Source organism: Bifidobacterium stellenboschense (assembly GCF_000741785.1).
In the GTDB taxonomy this organism is placed as follows: Bacteria; Actinomycetota; Actinomycetes; order Actinomycetales; family Bifidobacteriaceae; genus Bifidobacterium; species Bifidobacterium stellenboschense.
In genome coordinates this window covers 1-20077 of record NZ_JGZP01000025.1, presented here as the reverse complement: position 1 = coordinate 20077, position 20077 = coordinate 1, and the positions used below count along the sequence as shown (strand labels likewise).

Here is a 20077-nt window from a genome sequence, read left to right as displayed (position 1 = left end):
AATCGTCTTGCTTCCATCGTCCCGTGGAAGCAAGACGATTCCGATGCCCCTTACTTAATGGCACTTAACGGCCACTTGGCCCATCATCAGAAATCGAAATCGTCCGGGTCGGCGCCGTTGCGGCGGCCGGTCTCCAGCGCGCTGACGGCGGCCATGTCGGCGGCGGCCAGGTTGAAGTCGAATACGTCGAAGTTCTGGCGGATGCGTTCGGCGTGCGTGGACTTCGGCAGGACGACCACGCCGCGCTGGATGTGCCAGCGGATGACGACCTGCGCCGGCGACTTGCCGTACTTCGCGCCGATCTCAGCCAGACGCGGGTCGGCGAGCAGCGTGCCGCCGGTGCCGCCGAGCGGGCTCCACGCCTCGACGGCGATGCCGAGGCCGTGCGCGAAATCGACGAGCTCCTGGTTCGCGAACTGCGGCGACGATTCGATCTGGTCGGCAGCGGGCGTCACGTCGCTGTCCTTCAGCAGCTCCTCGAGATGATGGCGCTGGAAGTTGCTCACGCCGATCGCCTTCGCGCGTCCGGCGGCGTAGATCTCCTGCATGTCGCTCCACGCCTGCCGCCAGCCGTCCGCCGGCCAGTGGATGAGGTACAGGTCGACGTAGTCGACGCCGAGACGGTCGAGGCTCTCGACGAACGCGTCCTTCGCGCGGTGCGCGCGGATGTCGTCGTTCCACAGCTTCGTCGTGAGGAAGATGTCCCCGCGCGGCACGCCGGAGCGGCGGATGCCCTCGCCCACGGACTCCTCGTTGCCGTAGATCCTCGCCGTGTCGATATGGCGGTAGCCGGCTTCGAGCGCCGCGGTGACCGCTTTCACCGTCGTGTCGCCGTCCGGCGTCTGGAACACGCCCAATCCCACCTGCGGGATGACCGTGCCGTTGTTCAATGTGATCGTCGACTGGATAGCCATGACGCTCCCTTCTCGCGCAATGATGCCGCAATGGTGCCGCAATGATGCTGACGCAACCATTCTACGGGGCGACGCACGGTAGGGTAGTGGGCATGAGTGCGAATTCAGCGATTGGCGTGGGTGACGACGTGGACGAGACCGGTCTGACGGCAGCCGAGGTGCGGGCGCGCGTCGCGTCCGGGGCGGTCAACAGGGTGAAGGACTCCACGTCGCGTTCGGTGAAGGACATCGTGCGCGCCAACGTGTTCACCCTGTTCAACGGGATCATCCTCGCGGCGATGATCCTCGTGCTCGCCACCGGCTCGTGGAAGGACGCGGTCTTCGGCTTCGTCATCATCATCAACACGGGCATCGGCATCGTCACCGAGCTGCGCGCGAAACGCACGCTCGACAGGCTCTCCATCCTCGTCGCCTCCGACTATCTCGTGCGCCGCGACGGACGCGACGTGACCGTGCCGCATGACGGCATCGTCATGGACGATCTGCTCTGGGTGCGCTCCGGCGAACAGGTGCCCGCCGACGCGGAGATCGTCCGCGACTGGGGGTTGGAGCTCGACGAGTCGATGCTCACCGGCGAATCGCGCACCGTCCGCAAGCATGAGGGCGACGCCGCCTACTCCGGTTCCACCGCCGTCTCCGGGATGGCGCTCGCACGCGTCACCGCGGTCGGCGCGCGGTCGTACGCGGCCACGCTCACCGCGAAGGCCAAGGTGTACAAGAAGACCGTCTCCGATCTCAATAAGGGCATCAATACGATCCTCAAGTTCATGACGTTCCTCGTCGTGCCGCTGTGCGTGCTGCTCATCATCTCCCAGATCCACACGGTCGGCGGATGGTCGGTCGCGCTCGCCACCGGACAGTGGCGGCAGGCGGTCGTCTCCGCCGTCGCCGGCGTCGTCGGCATGATCCCCGAAGGACTCGTGCTGCTCACCTCGCTCAACTTCGCCGTCGCCGCGATGCGTCTCGCACGGCACGAGACCTTGGTGCAGGAACTCGAATCCGTGGAGACGTTGGCGCGCGTCGACTGTCTGAACCTCGACAAGACCGGCACGATCACCGACGGCGGCATCGCGCTCGACCGGGTGGTCATGCTGCGGGGCGGCGATGGCGGCGACGATGGCGGTGATGGCGGCGATGCGACGTCCGGGGAGCGGGAGACGACGCAGGCGCTCTACGATCTCGCGAACGAGGAGCAGCCGAACGCGACCGGCCGCGCCGTGCTCGACGGGCTTGGGGCGCGTGGGTACGCGCCGGGCGAGGTCGTCGCACGTGTGCCGTTCTCGTCGTCGCGCAAGTGGAGCGCGGTGACGGTCGCGGGCGGTGCGACATGGTATCTGGGGGCGCCGGAGGTGCTGTTGGCGGCGTTGGACGGCGACCACGCGGCGCTGCTGGAACGGGTCGAGACGATCGCGAAGGAGGGCAGCCGCGTGCTGCTCGTCGCGCGGGCGCGTGCCGACGGCCAAGGCGCGGCGTCCGGGGACTTGCCGGGATCTCTCCCTCAGTCGGCTGGCGCCGACAACTCCCTCGTCAGAGGGAGCCAAGATGCAATCGCGCTCGACCGGCGCGCGGTGCCGATGGCGCTGGTGGTGTGCTCGGAGCGGGTGCGCGCCGACGCGGAGGCGACGCTCGCCTGGTTCCGCGAACAGGGCGTGCGATGCCGCGTCATCTCCGGCGACAATCCCGTCACCGTCGGCGCGATAGCGCGTAAGGTGCGGCTCGCCGGCGACCGGGATCCACGCATCATGGACGCGCGTCTGCTGCCCGACGATCCGGCCGAACTCGGTCGCGTCCTCGAAAACGTGGACGTGGTCGGCCGCGTCCTGCCCGACCAGAAGAAGCTCATCGTCGACGCGCTGCATGCGCGCGGCTACACGGTCGCGATGACCGGCGACGGCGTCAACGACGCGCTCGCCCTGAAGGAGGCGGACCTCGGCATCGCGATGGGCAACGCCACGCCTGCCACCAAGGCCGTCGCCCAGGTCGTGCTCGTCGACTCGAAGTTCTCCCACCTGCCCGACGTGGTCGCCCGCGGACGGCAGGTCATGGCCAACATGGAACGCGTCGCCGGCCTGTTCCTCGTCAAGACCGTGTACTCGGCGCTCATCTCGCTGGGTGTGGTGCTCACGCAGATCCCATACCCGTACCTGCCGCGCCACATCACCTACATCGGCGCGCTCACCATCGGCATGCCGGCCTTCATCCTCGCGCTCGCGCCGAACACGCGCCGCTACATCCCCGGCTTCCTCAAGCGCGTCGTCGGATTCGCGCTGCCCGGCGGCATCGCCACCGCCCTGTCCGTCCTCATCACCGCATGGACGCTGCCGCGCATCATGGGCTGGGACGTGTCCGGCTCGGCGGCGGACCTGGCCGCGTTGCGCGCCACCGAGGCGATCGTCCTGTTCGTCATGGGCGTGTTCGTGCTCGCCCGCGTCGCGTGCCCGTTGAACGGCTGGCGCGGCGCGCTCGTCGCCGTGTTCGCCGCGGCCGGCGTCATCGGCATGTTCATCCCGTTCGTCGCACGCTTCTTCGCGCTCGTCGTCCCCACCGGCGACCTCGTCGCGCCCACGCTGATCGCGCTCGCCGGCGCGACCGCCGTGTTCGCCGTCTGCCTCGCCGCCGTGCCGTGGGCGTCACGCACGGCGATCGGCAGGCTGCTCGACCGCCGCCGGTAGACAGTGCGGCGTGGGTGGCGTATTGTCTCACGTTTCAAGCCGACACGCCAGAGGGAAAGTTACGTTCCCGTACCATTTCGAGTGGATAATCGGCGGCAACAGCCGGTTCCAATGATTCGGAGGAAGCATGTCCCTACGTGACGACCAGCTGGCGACGCTCCACGCCGCCGGCAAGGATTTCGACTACTACAAGATCGCCGACCTCGACGGCGTCGACCACCTGCCCTACTCGCTGAAGGTGCTCGTGGAGAACCTGGTGCGCAACATCGACGGCGCCAACATCACCGACGACCACGTCAAGGCGCTCCTCGACTGGGACCCGGACGCCGAACCCAGCCACGAGATCCAGTTCACCCCATCCCGCGTCGTCATGCAGGACTTCACCGGCGTGCCCTGCATCGTCGACCTCGCCACCATGCGCGACGCCGTGAAGAACCTCGGCGGCGACCCGGAGGTCATCAACCCGCAGGTCCAGTCCGACATGGTCATCGACCACTCCGTGCAGATCGACAAGTACGCGCTGCCCAACGCCGTCGAACTCAACATGGACATCGAATACCAGCGTAACGGCGAACGCTACCAGTTCCTGCGCTGGGGCCAGCAGGCGTTCCGTAACTTCCGCGTCGTGCCGCCGGGAACCGGCATCATCCACCAGGTCAACATCGAATACCTCGCCAAGGTCGTCATGACGAAGGCGGGGGAGCGCGGCCGCGAGCTCGCCTACCTCGACTCGTGCGTCGGCACCGATTCGCACACCACCACAGAAAACGGCCTCGGCGTGCTCGGCTGGGGCGTCGGCGGCATCGAGGCCGAGGCCGCCATGCTCGGCCAGCCGATCTCCATGCTCGTGCCGCGCGTCGTCGGCTTCAAGCTCACCGGCTCCATCCCCGAGGGCGTGACCGCCACCGACGTGGTGCTCACCATCACCGACATGCTGCGCAAGCACGGCGTCGTCGGCAAGTTCGTCGAATTCTATGGCGAGGGCATCGCCTCCGTGCCGCTCGCCAACCGCGCCACCATCGGCAACATGAGCCCCGAATTCGGCTCCACCTGCGGCATCTTCCCCATCGACGACGTCACGCTCGACTACCTGCGCCTGACCGGCCGCTCCGACGAGCAGGTCGCGCTCGTCGAGGCCTACGCGAAGGCCAACAAGCTGTGGGGCGACGCCAAGGACCCCGACTACGTCGAGCCGAAGTACTCCGAATACATGGAGCTCGACCTCGGGACCGTCGTGCCGTCCATCGCCGGCCCGAAGCGCCCGCAGGACCGCATCGTCCTGTCCGAGGCGAAGGAGACGTTCGAGAGGACGCTGCCCGCCTACGAGACCGAGAAGACCGTCAAGGAGCCGGTGCCCGTCTCCACCGACTTCCGCGGCGATTTCGAGCTGAACAACGGCGACGTGGCCATCGCCTCGATCACCAGCTGCACGAACACCTCCAACCCGTCCGTCATGGTCGCCGCCGGCCTCATCGCCCGCAACGCGCACCTCAAGGGTCTGAAGCCGAAGCCGTGGGTGAAGACCTCGCTCGCGCCCGGCTCGCAGGTCGTCGCCGACTATCTGAAGGCCGCGGGCCTCCAGGACGACCTCGACGCGCTCGGCTACGAGCTCGTCGGCTTCGGCTGCGCCACCTGCATCGGCAACTCCGGCCCGCTGCTGCCCGAGATCAGCGAGGCCATCAACGCGAACGACATGACCGTCACCGCCGTGCTGTCCGGCAACCGCAACTTCGAAGGCCGCATCAGCCCGGACGTCAAGATGAACTACCTCGCCTCGCCGCCGCTCGTCATCGCCTACGCGCTCGCCGGCACGATGGACTTCGACTTCGAGTCGCAGCCGCTCGGCCAGGACGCGGACGGCAACGACGTGTACCTGAAGGACATCTGGCCGACCAACGAGGAGGTCGCCGCCGTGGTCAATGGCACGGTCAGCCGCGAGATGTTCCTCAAGGACTACGCCTCCGTGTTCGAGGGCGACCATCGCTGGAAGGGCCTCGACGTGCCCGAGGGCGAACTGTTCCAATGGGACCCGAAGTCCACGTACGTGCGCCGCCAGACGTTCTTCGACGGCATGAGCGCCGAGCCCGCCCCCGTGTCCGACATCCACGGCGCGCGCGTGCTCGCCCTGCTCGGCGACTCCGTCACCACCGACCACATCTCCCCGGCCGGCGCGTTCAAGGCGTCCAGCCCCGCCGGCAAGTACCTGACCGAGCGCGGCGTGGAGCCGAAGAACTTCAACTCCTACGGTTCGCGCCGCGGCAACCACGAGATCATGGTACGCGGCACGTTCGGCAACATCCGCCTGCGCAACCTTCTGCTCGCCTCCACAGGCAACGAGGTCACGCCCGGCGGCTACACCTACGACTTCACCACCGGCAAGCCGTCCACGATCTTCGACGCGTCCCTCAACTACAAGGCCGAGGGCACGCCGCTCGTCGTGCTCGCCGGCAAGGAGTACGGCACCGGTTCCTCGCGCGACTGGGCGGCGAAGGGCACGCTGATGCTCGGCGTGAAGGCCGTCATTACCGAAAGCTTCGAACGCATCCACCGTTCGAACCTCATCGGCATGGGCGTGCTGCCGCTCCAGTTCCCCGAAGGCGAGTCCTACGCGTCGCTCGGCCTCGACGGCACCGAGACCTACGACATCGCCGGCGTCGATGAGCTCAACTCCGGCGTCACGCCGAAGACCGTGCACGTGACCGCCACGAAGGCCGACGGCTCGACGGTCGGATTCGACGCGGTCGTGCGCATCGACACGCCCGGCGAGGCCGACTACTACCGCAACGGCGGCATCCTCCAGTACGTGCTGAGGAACCTCATGCGCAAGTAAGGGGCGTGTCGGCCGGTCGCAAGACGCGGGACAAAGGAGGGGGTGGAACGATCCGTTCCACCCCCTCCTTTCTGTGCCTACGCCCTTATCCGATTGGACCACCCTCCGACGCGCTGCGCGCGCCACCTCCCGCCAGCGGGAGGCCAGTGAACGGCAATCCACGGGCGAGACCGTCGTTTTGCCTCCGCTGATAGGAGGCGAGTACGCCGGACCCTCCTGTGGGAGGGGAGAACATTCGTACGCGGGTGAGATCGATGCCCCCGCCGGCGGGAGGTGAGTATGGCGACGCTGCTGGCGGGAGGTCGGAAATGCGCGAGTTTTCGCCCCCGCCGGCGGGGGCTCCCGCGAAGCGGGTGGGGGTGGTCCTGGATACGTACCACCCTAGGTCGTTCTCGGCGGTCGCGCGTCAGCCGACCTGCTGGCGGTACTTCTTCCAGATCTCCGAGAGCTTCACGCCGTCCGACGTGCGTTTCCACACGTCCAGGCCGCCGCTCGCCTTGCCGCCGGCAGCCGCCTTCGCCGCCGCCGTGGGGGAGGCGTGCTCGGAGCCGTCGTCGAGACGGAATTTGCCGGTCTCGGTCACGGTCGCATACCAGCGTTCGCCCTTGCGTGGACGCTCCCAGACGAGCTTCTCGCCGGGGATGAGCAGACCCGCCTTGACGACCTGACGGATCGTGACGCGCCGTGACCCGTGCGTCGGTTTGGCGGCGGCCTCGGCGAGCGCCTCGTTGCCTTTCCCGGTCAGATCCGTGTGGTTCTCGTCGTAGCGGATCTGCCAGTAGTCGGCGATGAGCCGGATTGTCTCCTCCTGACGGTGCTTGAGCATAGCCGGCGTGCACTCGTTGAAGTCCTTCAGCCCGTCGGTCAGTGGGAAGCGGCGCGAGTCGACGCGCACGAGAATGCGGTCGCGGCGCTTCTCGTATTCCGTGATTCTGTCGAGCTGGTCGGGCGCGCCCTGCGCGAGCGCCATGTTGCCGAGACGGTACATCCAATGGTCGTGGTCGTCCTGCGTCCAGTTCGCGAACGACGCGGTGTGGTCGATGTCCAACGGCATGATGGCCAGCGCGCTCAGTCGGCGCGGACGGGCGAGATGCGCGCCCGCGGCCTGCTCGTTCGCGCGGATGAGCAGCAGTCGGATCAGCTCGTCGTCGCCCTGCATCTCGCCGTGCAGGCGTACCAGCGCGCCGGTGCGGTCGTCGGCCTTGACGGCCAGACCGCGTACCAGATTCGTTGGATACCCCTTGTCGAGGTCGCGGATCGCGGCCGTCATATGCCCGCGGCGGGTGAACGCGCTCACCCGGTTCAACGTGTCGATGCCGGTGACGCGCTCCAACGCGGCGAGCACTTCGTTGAGACGCTGCATGTCGTGGCCGCCGAGCGTCTTCGCCGTCGCGTTCGCGCGTGCGGCGCGGCCGGCGCGCGACGCGAACGGCGACACGTCGGGGGAGCCGAGATTGCGGTACGAGTGGACGAGCACCCACATGGCGACGGCCTTCCACTCGTGGTTGCGGTAGTCGTTCAGCGCTTCGAGACGGAATTTCACTTCGTCGGGAAGCACGGTGTCCGTCGCGTGGGCGATGACCTGCCATGCGGCCGCGTACGGTGCGAGCACCGTTTCGATGAACGCGGGCACGTCGCCCGCGTCGATGCGCGGCTGCAGCACGTCGGCGAGGAACTCCTCGATGAGCTTGTCGGTGGAGTGTTTGTGCGTGAGGATCATGTGCAGCGTCGCGAAGAACTCCTCGGTGGACTGCGGGTCGTCGCCGAGCGGATCCATGATGTCGTCCCAGCGTGCGGCGTACATATCCATTTCCGCTGGTTTCAGCGCGGAGGTGGCGCGCGCCTTGAACACGTCGGATGCGGTGAGCGGGAGCCCCCGCATGTTCATCACGTCGAAGATGCGGTGCGCGCCGTCCAGATCGTCGGTGGTGACGATCACCAGCGTGACCATCTTGACCATGTACGAGGCGAACGCGCGGCGCTCCTCCTCGCCCAGCGCGGACAGTTCGTCGTAGACGCGTTTCGTGTTGCGCGTGATGTTGCGCTGCGCGGCGGTCGTCCAATCCTCGTCGGTCAGATCGAACAACGCCTCCAGATTGCCTTCCTGCACGTATTCGCGGAAGAACGCGGCGTCCCGCTCGCGCAGCGTGAGCCGCGGCTCGTTGGCGATGCCGCGCAGCTTGTCGCCCGGATCGACGATGAGATGGTCGAGCAGCGTCATCCATTCGGGGTCGCGTTCCAGATCGCGCAACGCGGCGATGATGATCGACAGGGAGACGAGGCGCTGCTGGCCGTCGATCACCTCGTAGCGGGGACCGCCCTCGCGCACCAGGATGAGCGAGCCGAGGAAGTAGGGGGTCTCCGGCGTCTTGCACGCCTCCAACAGGTCGTTCACCAATTGAAGGATGTTCTCCGGCCTCCAGATGTAGGCGCGTTGGAACGAGGGAATCGACAGGATGTAGTCCGGCGTGAACACATCACCCAGCGGCAGTTCCTTGGCGTTGATACCCATCTCATGTTCCTTCCGGCGTCTTCGGCCGAGCCCGCGGACCGCTGCGGGGCATGACGACCCTCTTTCGTTTTGTCACGTAACAGCCTAGCAGCGCGCGGCCTGCTCCGCGGGCATCGCGCGCCCGACGTGTTGCGACGTATCTCACATGATTCGCCCGTGTACGGCCGAGCGCGGGTTTCGTCCCTCCGATCCGGTGAGGTGCGGCCGCACCGGACCGGAGGGGGGGATGCGGGGTGGGTGGATGGGTGGGCTACGGCCGTGCCGGCAGGTCGGCGCGTTCCACGAGCCGGGCCATCTGCACGCGACCCATCGAGAGCTTGTCCGCCGCGTTCGACAGGTGCGCCTTCGCGGTGCGCTCCGAAATGAACATGCGTGCGGCGATCTGCGCGTTCGTGAATCCCTCGGCGGCGAGGATCACCGCCTCGCGCTCCCGTTCGGGCAACGCGTCGAGCAGGGCGCGCGCCTCGTCGCGTCGGGATGTCGGTCGTTGCGCGTGCAGGCCGGTGATGAGCTGGCGTTGGCTCGCCGTGTTGAACTGCGGCGCGTCGTCGCAGACGCCGAGCACACGTCGGATGATGTCGCCGGGCGCGTCCGTCTTCGACACGAACCCCTCCGCCCCGGCCTCCACCGCACGTTCGACCGTATTCGACGGGCTCAACGAGGTGAGCATCAGCACGTGCGGAGGATGGGGGAGCGCGCGCAGCCGGCGTGTGGTCTCGATGCCGTCCATGCCGGGCATGGCGATGTCCATGAGCACCACGTCCGGATGCATGTCGTTCGCGAGCTTCACCGCCTCGGCGCCTCCCGTCGCCGTCGAGGCCACGATGATGCGGCCGTCCGAATAATCGGTGAGAATCAGCGACATCGCCTGACAGATCATCGGATCATCGTCCACGACGATCACCCGCGCCGGAGATTCCTCATCGGCGCGCTTGCGTTGCTGTTCTTCACTCACAATGCCCATACTATGGCAGGACCACGGGGCAGGAGCGGATTGGCGCGGGGTGCGCCGGACCTTATGGACGGCGTTCGTTCGGCGTGCGCCAGACCCACGGCAACGTCACGTCCACGTGGAAGATGCGGCGGTCGTCCACGCCGTAACGGCAGTCGCCTCCCGACTCCTGCGCCCGCGCGACGAGACCTGGCAGTCCCGCGCCGGGTTGCCGCGGGGACGATTCGACGGCGCCGGCCTCTCCCATGGCGGCGATGAGACCAGCCACGGGCGAAGGCGTCGCCATGGCGGTCGGGGAGGTTCCCGCGGCATCCTGCGTCGAAACGATTGGATTGGTCACGTGGACATGCACCCCGTTCTCCGGATTGGCCGTCACCTCCAACGAGACCGGCGCCCCCGGCGCATGCCGCCGTGCGTTCGTCAATCCCTCCTGCACGGCGCGGTAGGCGGTCTTCGCCGTCGAATCATCCAGATCGCCGAGCTGCCGGATGTCGATCCACGTGTTGAGCGACATGCCCGCGTTCCGGGCGTCGACGAGAAGACCGTCCAACGATTCGCGGGTCAACGCGGTCTCGTCGGAAGGGACCAGCTGCTCCCATGCCGTCTGCGGGTGGCGCAGCATGTCGATGATCTGGTGGGCCTCGTCCAACGCGCCGGCCGCCTGCCGGCGGATGTCCTCCGCCTTGCGCGCGATCGCCGTCGCCTGTTCAGACGGCGGCAGATGCGATGCCTCGGCCTGCAGGGCGCTCGCGTTCAACGCGAGCAAGGACAGCGAGTGGGCGAGCGTGTCGTGTGCCTCGGCGGCGATCGCGTCGGCGAGACGCTGGTCCGCGAGATCGGAACGGAGCGTCCGCGCGTGGGATACGGCGGCGTCCGCCTGCGCCTGCGCGGTCGACAGCTTCGCCCGCGAACGGATGTGCAGGCCGGACAAGGTGGCGATGAGCGTGCCCACGAGGCCGACGATGATGGCGGTGACGATGATCGGCGCCTCCCCGGTCATCATCACGATGGGGACGCCGTCCGTGCCCGTGCCCGGTTCCGCGAAGACCTCATGCCAGAACGAGGCTTCGGCCGGGTGCAGCGCGTCGCGCAGATGCGCCCATACGGCCACCGCCGCGCCCGCGGCGACCGCGCGGATTGTGCGCGCCCGGTCCGAACGGCGGGCGATCAGCGCGGTCAACGCCATGAGCATGAGCAGTGGATCGTACGGGAACACCGTCACCGCGGCGCAACAGCTCCAGAACACCGCCTCCGGATGCTTGTCGCGGGCGGTCAGCAGCAGCGGAAACGCGAAGGCGAGCAGCGTGGCGAGCATCATCCACAGGTAGACGCCGCCATGCGGGTCCTTCGTATACGGCGTGGCGGCATACGCGCATTGGACCAGGCACATCGTCGCGGCGAACGGGACCATGGCGAACGTGCATGCCCGTTTCGTGCGTACCGGAACCTCGTCGGCCGGTGCGGCCGCCGGCCGCGGATGTGCGTATGTCATGCAACCACTGTATGGCCGAGTCCCGGATCCGCGCCATTGGACATGCGGTCGTGTCGGATGTGCCCCATCCGCCCGATGGGGCACACGGAAAGGTCCGTTCGTACACTGACGGCCGAGGCGATGGACCTGTAGCGTCGAAGCATGATCCCGCGGACGGCATGGTCCGCTTATCGAGAAAGAAGGAATCATGGAAAGAAACACCACGGCGGCCGAAGGCCGGGATCGGGAACAGGGACGTCCGCACATCACCATCTGCGGAATCATCGCGATCGTGTTCGGCGCATTGGGACTGGTGCTGAGCTTCATTCCCATCATCAACAACATCGCCGCGATTTTCGGGTTCATCGGTGCGGTTCTTGCCATCATCGCCCTTGTCGGCACGTTCCGGGGAAAGAGGTCGGGCAAGGCGTTGTCGGTGGTGGCCGCGGTATTGTGCGTGCTGTCCATCGTCATCACGCTTGCCGTCCAATCCGCCGCGAGCAAGGCGCTGGACGACTCCGTCAAGGAGTCCAAGGGCGTGGACACGTCGCAATCCGCTTCCGGCTCGGGTAACGGAGACTCCTCCAAGAACAAGACCTCGGGGGAGCAGGACACCGAAGGCGACATCGAAGGCGCCCACGTCAAAATCGTCTCGGCGGCCGCCAGCGGCGCCGACTACAACGGAGCGGCCACCGTACTGGTGACCTATGAGTGGACGAACAAAACGACGAAGAACAACTCCTTCTCATCGTTGGCCCATCCCCAGGTGTTCCAGAACGGCAAGTCCCTGGACATCGCCATGTACACGCAATCCCCCGAGGGATACGACGCGAACTCCTATCTGGCCGAGGTGCAGCCTGGAGCCACCGCCACCGTGACCCTCGGATACGTGTTGCAGGACCAGTCCCCGGTCACGGTGGATGTCACCGCGCTGATGTCGATGGATGACGCCACGAAGGTGGTTCATACGTTCGATCTGCAGTGACGCGGATGGGAGGGAATCGGGCTGAGGGCTGAAATTCCCAGACAACGCCAAGTTGGCCGCGTAGGATGGGAACCGTCGATAACGAGAAGGAGCGATCATGACATTCGGTCAGCAGCCCCAGCCCAATCCCAACTACGAGCCGCAGGGCAACAACACGTTGAACACCGGCTACGGCGCGCCGCAGTACCAGTACGCGGGCCAGCAGAACGCCGGATACAACCAGTACACCCAGCAGATGCCGCCCCAGTACGGGCAGCCGCAGTACGGCCAGCCCCAGTACGCGTACGCGGGCCAGGGCGGTGCCGCGGCCACCGTCAACGGCCAGGTCGCCTACTCCTATGAGCAGGCCGAACGCGTCTCCGTCACCAAGGCATACGGCGAGATGACCATCGGCCTCGTCGTGACCGCCCTGGTCGCCGTGCTCGCGCAGATCACCGGCGCCTACTACACCTTCCTCGCCACCACCGGGTACATCGGCCTGATCGGCCTGTGCGTCGTACAGGTCGGCATGGCCATCGTGCTCGGCATGCGCATCACCAAGATGAGCGTCGGAGCCGCGCGCGCCATGTTCTACGTGTACGCCGCGCTCATGGGCTTCACCCTGAGCTCCATCTTCTGGGTGTACGACCTCGGCCAGATCGGCATCGCGCTCGGCGTCACCGCCGCGTTCTTCCTCGCCCTGACCATGTTCAGCCTCACCACGAAGTTCGACATGCTCAAGTTCGGGCCGATCCTCATGGTGGCGCTCGTCGTGCTCATCATCACCCAGCTTGTGCTCGCATTCATCCCCGGCGTGAGCGGCATGACGCGCATCGTGTGCGCCATCGGACTCATCATCTTCGCCGGCATGACCATGTACGACGCCCAGTCCACGAGGGCCCTGTTCAAGGCGTACGAGGCGCAGGGGCCGGAGATGATCAGGAAGATCTCCATCCTGTGCGCCCTCAACCTGTACCTCGACTTCGTGAACATGTTCCTCTACATCCTCCAGCTGTTCGGCAGCAGGGACTGACGGGGACATGGGGATTCCCGCCCGGTTCGGTCTGACGGCCGTGCGCCGGTCGGGAATCCCGGAATCGTGCATCACATAGGAAGGCCCGACCACATGGTGGTCGGGCCTTCCCGTATCCGCACACGCGCACGGTAGGTTGAATCCCTATGGGAAGAACGGGTACACAGGGACGACAGGACATCATCGGCATGCTGTGCCTGACCGTATGCGCGCTCATCTGGGGGCTCGCGTTCGTCGCGCAGGTGCAGGGCATGGACGCGGTCACCCCGCTGTTCTTCAACGCCACGCGCTTCACGCTCGGCGCGGCCTCCCTCGTCCCCATCCTGCTCGTGCGGCATGCACGCGACGGCAAGACCGACGAGAAGCCCGTCGTGACGACCGACACCGACGACGCCGATGCCAAGGACGCCATCACTGCAAGCGCCGGCATCGGGGCCGAACCGGGTTCCCCGTCGGCCCGGACAAGGAAGGCGCCATTCCGCCGCGCGCTCGCCAACCCGCTCGTCGTCGGCGCCATCTGCGGCGTCGTGCTGTTCACCGCGAGCACCCTCCAGCAGTACGGCATCCTCTACGGCAAATCCGCCGGCCGCGCCGGATTCCTCACCGCCCTGTACATCGTGATGGTCCCGTTGCTCGCCTTCGTGTTCCTCCGCCGCCGCATCGGCGTCCTCGTCGGCGTGGCCGTCATACTCGCGGTCGCCGGATTCTACTGCCTGTGCATCACCGACGGCTTCGGATCGATCGGCCTCGCCGACCTGCTGCTCCTGTTCACCGCGCTCCTGTTCGCCGCGCACATCCTCGTCATCGACGAACTCGGTGCCAAGGTCGACGCGATCGAACTGTCATTCATCCAGTTCTGCACCACCGCCGCGCTCAGCTGGATCGGGTCCGCCGCGGAAGGCTCCATCGACTGGACGGGCGCTGCGACCGCATGGGAGCCGATCGTCTACGCCGGCATCGGGTCGGTCGGCATCGCCTACACGCTGCAGGTCATCGGCCAGCAGTGGGTGCCGCCCACGCGCGCCAGCCTGCTCATGAGCCTCGAATCGTTCTTCTCCGCCGTGGGCGGGGCGATCTTCCTCGGCGAGGTGATGACCCCGCGCGGCTACCTCGGCTGCGCACTCATCTTCCTCGGCACGATGCTCGCCCAGGCTCCCGCGCGACTGCCGCGGTGGATGCGGCGCGGCTAGTCCGTGCCTCCCACCTTCAGCCGTGCCTGCCGCCTTCAGTCCGTGGTCTTCGGCGTCTGCTCGACCACCGGCGCGCCGTTGATGTCGCGGTGGATGTTCTGCATCTGCACCTCGATGTTCTGCAGGCTCCGCGCACAGTCGAGCAGCGTCTGCGAATGTTCGCTGAGACGCGCGTCCGGCAGGTCGGTCTTGTAGCGCAGCGCGTGCTCGAGACTCGCCCAATAGTCCATGGCGATCGTGCGGAACTGCACCTCGACCGGCGTGTAGTGCGCGCCGGAGGAGAGGAACACGGGCACCGCGTAGATCACGTGCAGGGAACGGTAGCCGTTCTGCTTCGGCCGCTTGATGTAGTCCTTGACGCGCAGCACCTGGATGTCCGACTGGGCGGACAGGTAGTTCGACACCGAATACACGTCGTCCCGGTAGTTGCAGATCACGCGGATGCCGGCCACGTCGAACAGGTTGTCCTTAATGGATTCGACGGCAATCGGCAGCCCCTTGCGCTCCAGCTTGCCGATGATCGAGTTCACCGATTTGAGACGCCGCTCCATGTGGTGGATAGGATCGTGCGCGAACCGCACCTGGAACTCGTTGTCGAGGATCTCGAGCTTCGTCGAGATCTCGTACATCGCGCCCTCGTACACCTGCATGAGGTCCACGAACTCGGTGATCTGGTCTGCGGTGAAGATGCTGTCCGACAGGTTCAGGCCCTTCAACCGGGCCTTGAGGTCGGCGCTGCTCAATCGGGAATGTCGGTCAAGTATCACGGCAACGATTATAGCCGCGGGGACCATGCGAATCCGGACGTCTGCTGAAAATCTCCCCACGTGCCGCCGATGCCGGGGCCCGCCGATGCCACATACCCGCCGATGCCGGGGCGCCATGGCAGGCATCGCCCGTCCGCGCCCGCATACCACGTGCGGGACATGCCGTGACCCGGCCGTCCCATAGAATGGAACGCTGTGAATGAAGACATGATGACCGAGGCGGAGCGCGCCTCATACGACGTCGAGACCGCCGACGCGGCCGCCATCGCCGGCCGTCGCGGCAAGGGCGTGTTCCATATAGACACGCTCGGCTGCCAGATGAACGTGCATGATTCGGAGCGCATCGCCGGCGTGCTCGAGGCGGACGGCTACGTGCCCGCCACCGAGGAGCAGGTCGCCTCGCGCGACCTCGACCTGATCGTGCTCAACACGTGCGCGGTGCGCGAGAACGCCACCGAGAAGATGTACGGCACGGTCGGCCGGTACAACCGCGTCAAACTCCACCGTCCGAACCTGCAGATCGCGGTCGGCGGCTGCATGGCGCAGATCGACAGGAGGAAGATCGCCGACAAGGCGCCGTGGGTGTCCGCCGTGTTCGGCACGAAGAACCTCGACTCGCTGCCGCGCCTGCTCGACCAGAACCGCGCCACCGGCAAGCCGCAGGTCGAGGTGACCGACGCGCTCGAGCACATGCCGAGCGACCTGCCCGCCGCACGCGCCTCCCGCGTGAGCTCGTGGGTGGCGATCTCCGTCGGCTGCAACAACACGTGCACGTTCTGCATCGTGCCCACCACGCGCGGCAAGGAGCGCGACCGCCGTCCCGGCGACATCCTCGACGAGATCCGCCGCTGCGTTGCCGGCGGCGCGAAGGAGATCACGCTGCTCGGCCAGAACGTGAACTCGTTCGGCTACGGCATCGGCGACCGGTACGCGTTCAGCAAGCTGCTGCGCGCCTGCGGCGAGATCGAAGGATTGGAGCGCGTGCGCTTCACCTCGCCCCACCCGGCCGCGTTCACCGACGACGTGATCGCCGCGATGGCCGAGACGCCGAACGTGATGCATCAGCTGCATTTCCCGCTCCAGTCCGGCTCCGACCGCATCCTCAAGGCGATGCGCCGATCCTACCGTTCCGCGAGGTTCCTCGACATCCTCGGCCGCATCCGCGCCGCCATGCCCGACGCGCAGATCTCCACCGACGTGATCGTCGGCTTCCCCGGCGAGACCGAGGAGGACTTCCAGGCCACGCTCGACGTGATGCGCGAGGCGCGCTTCTCGTCCGCGTTCATGTTCATCTACTCGCCGCGTCCGGGAACGCCGGCAGCCGCCATGGAGCAGCTGCCGCACGACGTGGTCCAGGAGCGGTTCGAGCGTCTCGTCGCGTTGCAGGAGCGGATCACCGAGGAGAACCTCGCCACGTTCGAGGGACGCGACGTCGAGGTGATGGTCACCGGCCAGCAGGGCAAGAAGGATTCGGACACGCATCGCGTCACCGGACGCGAGAAGACCGGCGTGCTCGTCCACATCGGCGTGCCGGAGGGCGAGCCGACGCCGCGGATCGGCGACTTCGTGACCGCGACCGTCACGCATGCGGGCCGCCACAACCTCATCGCCGACCCGGATCCGAGGAAGGGACAGACCTACCATGTCCGCCACTGAAACAGCCCCGGCACCCTCCGCCGAGAACGGAGCGACGGCCGTCGAACCGCGCGTCGTCTCGATCGTCGGCCCCACCGCGTCCGGCAAGACCGGCCTCGGCATCGCCATCGCCGAACGTCTCGCCGCGGCGGGGCAGAAGGCCGAAATCGTCAACGCGGACGCCTACCAGATGTACCGCGGCATGGACGTCGGCACCGCGAAGGCGACGAAAGAGGAGCAGGCGCGCGTGCCGCACCATCTCATCGACATCATCGACCCGGACGACACGATGACCGTCGCGCGCTTCCAGAAGCTCGCCCGCGACACGATCGCCGACCTCAAGGCGCGCGGCGTGCGCCCGATCCTCGTCGGCGGCTCCGGCCTCTACGCACGGGCCGCCATCGACGACATCTCCTTCCCCGGAACCGATCCGGCGATCCGCGCGCGGCTCGAGGAACGCGAGAGGACGGAGGGCGCGGCCTCGCTGTTCGAGGAGCTCAAGGCGAAGGACCCGCAGGCCGCCGCACGCATGGAGCCGCGCAACCCGCGCCGCACGATCCGCGCGCTCGAGGTCATCGAACTGACCGGCAGGCCGTATTCGGCGAGCCTGCCGCGCTACCGCTACGTGATTCCGTCCGTGCAGATCGGCCTCGACCTGGACCGTCGCGAACTCGACCGGCGCATCGGCATCCGCACCGCGAGGATGCGCGAGGACGGATTCCTCGACGAGGTGCGCCGCCTGCGCCCGCATCTGGGCTTCACCGCCGGCCGCGCGCTCGGCTACCAGCAGATGATCGATTTGCTCGACGGCATGTGGGACGAGGAGGAGGACGCCTGGGCGGACATCGCGCAGAAGACGCGCCGTCTCGCCCGCAAGCAGATGGGATGGTTCGGCCGCGACCCGCGCATCCACTGGCTTGAGGCGCTGAACCCGCGGCTCGTCGACAACGCGATGGCGATCATCGCGCACGCCGACGCCGGCGACTATGACGTGATCGACGCGCACGCCGACGAATACGTCCAGCACCATCTCGGCGACATCGCCTGAATCCGGATATGAACAGGCCTCCGGGACGTCCGCAGGAACGTTCCGGAGGCCTTTCGATGTGGAGTGGGCCCGAGGCCGCCGTCAGCGCGATCAGTGCGCGGGGCCCTGCTCGAACCCGGCGATGAGGAACACGCGCGTCGGATTCGCCGGGCGCACGATTGAGGAGAACATGCGCTCGAAGCCGGACGTGTCGCCCCGGTAGGCCGCATGCTTCGCCGCCTTGTACGCCTCGCGCGTCACCGGACCCCAGTCGAGGTCCCAGCCGGCGTCGTGCGCGAGACGCGAGGCGAACATGCGCAGCGTCATCGCGTTGCCGCCGCGGAACGGATGCAGATAGCCGAGCTCGTCGTACACGTGGGCGAGACGGTGCGTGAACTCGCCGCGGTCCAACGCCTGCAGGTTGCGTCGCTCCGCCAGCTCGGTGGCGATGTTGAGCGCCCCCGTCTCGATCAGACCGGCAGGGAAGAACGCCTCCGGGTTATGGGCGCGCGCCGTGTCGTTCGTCACGCCGCGCGACGTGTCCGACGTGCGCAGACGTCCCGCGTCGTCGAACACGCCCTCGAACAGGCCCTTATGGATGGCGGTCAGCTCGTCGAGGTCGCCGGTCGGCCGCCACGGGCGTTCGACCAGCAGCACGGTGCGGGCGAACACGGACGCCGCGCGGTCGCGCGCATGGTCGTCAAGCGAGCCGTCCGCGAGCCGCGAGGCGCCCACCACATGCGACGTCTCGCCGTCCGCCGCGTCGATGAGGGCACCCACGTCGATCCGGTCCGCCTCATAGTCGGCCGCGGCGCGCATCGTCGCATCGCCCGGCGTCATCGAATCCAACGCGCAGTTCTTCAGTGCAAATGCGACTGCGCTCGCACGTTCGGCTGGAGTCATGCACCCCATGATAGACCACGACGCGCGTTCCCGGGCGTCCCCCGAGACCGTCGTATGGGGAATTGACGATGATTCGCGCGGCGCGCGCGACACGGTACGAGCGATTCGCTACATTGGAGTGCGCTATGGCAAAGACACGAGGAAGCAGGGGCGCCGGCTCGGGCGCGAACGACGGGCGGACCCGTCGCATGGATCCGGTGAACGAGGGGGACTACATGGACGAACCGTTGTGGCGGCGCGCGCTGCTCGCCGTGCCGCGCGCCTTGGGGTCCGCGGTACGCTCCGTCTCCGGCGTGGGCGAATTCGACCCCGCGTACCGACGCGACGGCCTGTGCTTCGCGCTGCTCGTGTTCGGCGTGCTGTTCTGCGCGTCCGAATGGTTCCGCGTGCAGGGTCCGTTCGGCCGTCTTCTGCACGCGCTCGCAGCCGGCGTGTTCGGCGTGATGAGCGTCATGCTGCCCGTCCTGCTGTTCCTCGTCGCGTTCCGGCTCATGCGCAACTCCGGCAAAGGCTCCGGCAATCCGCGCGTCATGACCGGATGGGTGATGCTCCTGTGGTCGGTCTGCTCGATCATCGACGTGGCGCTCGCCGCCGGCACGCCCGGATTCGACTGGACCGCGATCCAGAACGCGGGCGGCCTCATCGGCTACGCGCTCGGCTCGCCGCTCGCCTGGGGGCTTTCGCGCGCGTTCGCCATCGTCGTGTTCGTGATTGTCGGCCTGTTCTCGCTGCTGCTCATCTCCGGACTGCACGTCACCGACCTGCCCGGACTGTTCCGCCGCATCGTCGCGCGCATTCAGGGCAGGCCCGTCGACGATGCGGACGGCAAGCGCGGCGACGACGAGTTCCCGAACGAGGTGCGCGTCGGCGACGGCGGCATCGCGCTCGCCGACGGCGTGCCCACGCACGACGGCGACGACGATGCGGATGACGGCGCGTCACGCGGCGGCTCTGGCGCGTTCGGATGGCTGTCGCGCCTGTTCTCGCGCCGCCGCTCCTCCGACGACCCGTCGCTCGACCGGTACGACGCCGACGACCCGTTCCGCGTCGCCGCGAAGCATCACGGCGACGCCACCGAAACCACCGTCATCGACACCGATTCGCTCGATCTGCCGGCCGTCTCGCCGACCTACGCCGACCCGTGGGCGCCGATCGCGTCCGCCGCCGACCAGGCGACCACCGTGATGGGCGCCGGCGCGCGCACGGC

Annotated in this window: 14 protein-coding genes; 8 read left to right on the top strand and 6 right to left on the bottom strand. The window is 67.3% G+C overall.

The features are described from left to right. Window positions 1-86: 86 nt before the first annotated feature. On the bottom strand, window positions 87-914 hold the full coding sequence (locus BSTEL_RS10275; protein ID WP_034530142.1) for an aldo/keto reductase: 828 nt from the start codon (window positions 912-914) through the stop codon (window positions 87-89). Between the two features lie 92 nt (window positions 915-1006). On the opposite strand from BSTEL_RS10275, the gene BSTEL_RS10270 reads away from it, so the two are divergent. Next, entirely contained in the window at window positions 1007-3586 is a 2580-nt protein-coding gene (locus BSTEL_RS10270; RefSeq protein WP_034530140.1) for an HAD-IC family P-type ATPase, read from the top strand. A gap of 127 nt (window positions 3587-3713) precedes the next feature. After that, window positions 3714-6416, top strand: coding sequence for an aconitate hydratase AcnA (gene acnA / locus BSTEL_RS10265; RefSeq protein ID WP_034530137.1), 2703 nt, complete (start codon window positions 3714-3716; stop codon window positions 6414-6416). A gap of 406 nt (window positions 6417-6822) precedes the next feature. On the opposite strand, the gene BSTEL_RS10260 is transcribed toward acnA, so the two are convergent. The 3 genes from BSTEL_RS10260 to BSTEL_RS10250 all read right to left on the bottom strand — a co-directional run bounded on the left by BSTEL_RS10260 (window position 6823) and on the right by BSTEL_RS10250 (window position 11291). Next, complete coding sequence (locus tag BSTEL_RS10260; RefSeq protein WP_034530136.1) at window positions 6823-8928, bottom strand: GmrSD restriction endonuclease domain-containing protein; 2106 nt, start codon at window positions 8926-8928, stop codon at window positions 6823-6825. Window positions 8929-9178: 250 nt separating this feature from the next. After that, window positions 9179-9892 (bottom strand): response regulator transcription factor, encoded by a 714-nt coding sequence (locus tag BSTEL_RS10255; protein ID WP_051923069.1) that lies wholly within the window; start codon window positions 9890-9892, stop codon window positions 9179-9181. Window positions 9893-9944: 52 nt separating this feature from the next. Beyond that, window positions 9945-11291 (bottom strand): sensor histidine kinase, encoded by a 1347-nt coding sequence (locus BSTEL_RS10250; protein WP_034530157.1) that lies wholly within the window; start codon window positions 11289-11291, stop codon window positions 9945-9947. Window positions 11292-11559: 268 nt separating this feature from the next. Between BSTEL_RS10250 and BSTEL_RS10245 the strand changes: the two genes are divergently transcribed. The 3 genes from BSTEL_RS10245 (at window position 11560) to BSTEL_RS10235 (ending at window position 14538) form a co-directional block, all read left to right on the top strand. Continuing rightward, a complete protein-coding gene (locus BSTEL_RS10245) occupies window positions 11560-12336 on the top strand; it encodes a DUF5067 domain-containing protein (RefSeq protein WP_034530134.1) in 777 nt (258 codons plus the stop codon). Between the two features lie 97 nt (window positions 12337-12433). After that, a complete protein-coding gene (locus BSTEL_RS10240; RefSeq protein ID WP_034530133.1) occupies window positions 12434-13348 on the top strand; it encodes a Bax inhibitor-1/YccA family protein in 915 nt (304 codons plus the stop codon). A 188-nt stretch (window positions 13349-13536) separates the two neighbouring features. Continuing rightward, window positions 13537-14538 (top strand): DMT family transporter, encoded by a 1002-nt coding sequence (locus tag BSTEL_RS10235; protein WP_034530131.1) that lies wholly within the window; start codon window positions 13537-13539, stop codon window positions 14536-14538. A gap of 35 nt (window positions 14539-14573) precedes the next feature. On the opposite strand, the gene BSTEL_RS10230 is transcribed toward BSTEL_RS10235, so the two are convergent. After that, window positions 14574-15332 (bottom strand): GTP pyrophosphokinase, encoded by a 759-nt coding sequence (locus BSTEL_RS10230; protein WP_034530130.1) that lies wholly within the window; start codon window positions 15330-15332, stop codon window positions 14574-14576. 180 nt (window positions 15333-15512) lie between these two features. Here BSTEL_RS10230 and miaB point away from each other — a divergent pair, with 180 nt between their 5' ends. After that, window positions 15513-16961, top strand: a complete 1449-nt coding sequence (gene miaB / locus BSTEL_RS10225) for a tRNA (N6-isopentenyl adenosine(37)-C2)-methylthiotransferase MiaB (protein WP_156963285.1) — start codon at window positions 15513-15515, stop codon at window positions 16959-16961. Beyond that, window positions 16948-17988 carry a tRNA (adenosine(37)-N6)-dimethylallyltransferase MiaA gene (gene miaA, locus BSTEL_RS10220; RefSeq protein ID WP_084686272.1) on the top strand — a complete coding sequence of 347 codons (1041 nt, stop codon included), beginning with the start codon at window positions 16948-16950 and terminating at the stop codon, window positions 17986-17988. The genes miaB and miaA overlap by 14 nt, the downstream gene beginning before the upstream one ends. A 90-nt stretch (window positions 17989-18078) precedes the next feature. On the opposite strand, the gene BSTEL_RS10215 is transcribed toward miaA, so the two are convergent. Then, complete coding sequence (locus BSTEL_RS10215; RefSeq protein WP_084686271.1) at window positions 18079-18870, bottom strand: Fic/DOC family protein; 792 nt, start codon at window positions 18868-18870, stop codon at window positions 18079-18081. 125 nt (window positions 18871-18995) lie between these two features. Between BSTEL_RS10215 and BSTEL_RS10210 the strand changes: the two genes are divergently transcribed. Further along, on the top strand, window positions 18996-20077 hold a 1082-nt coding region (locus tag BSTEL_RS10210), incomplete at its 3' end, for a DNA translocase FtsK 4TM domain-containing protein (RefSeq protein WP_193788498.1).